Consider the following 485-nt stretch of genomic DNA (forward strand, 5'->3'; position numbering starts at 1 on the left):
ATTACCGACTTTGCCGGGCCGGCCGGCCCGGCAAAGTCGGTAATCGAAGAGGGCGAGCGATCGAAAGTGCCGGCCGTGCGTTGAGGAATTTCAACGCCAGGGAGCACGCCATGAACAGACGCGAACTGATCGATGCCGACGGCGGCAATCATGCCGCAAACCCATTCCGCGCGCCGCGTTCGACAGCACCTTGGCCCTGCTGCGCGAGGGCTATGACTTCATTTCGGCCCGCTGCCGGCGCATGAACACCGACATCTTTGCGACGCGCCTGATGCTGCGGCCGGCAATCTGTGTCCATGGTGCCGAGGCCGCCGAGATGTTTTATGGCGGCGATCACTTCACACGGGTTGGCGCGATGCCGCAGACCACGCTGCGGCTGCTTCAGGACAAGGGCAGCGTCCAGGCGCTCGATGGCGCCGCTCACCGCCATCGCAAGGCGCTTTTCCTGTCGATCCTGTTGGACGGCGACCAGATCGAGCGGCTCC

1 pseudogene is annotated in these 485 nt (G+C 64.3%); it reads left to right on the plus strand.

The annotated features are described in order from the left end of the window. Nucleotides 1–190: 190 nt before the first annotated feature. Nucleotides 191–485, plus strand: a pseudogene (locus E5W70_RS32675) (cytochrome P450); the annotation flags it as partial.

This window comes from Mesorhizobium sp. (assembly GCF_005063415.1).
Lineage (GTDB): Bacteria > Pseudomonadota > Alphaproteobacteria > Rhizobiales > Rhizobiaceae > Mesorhizobium.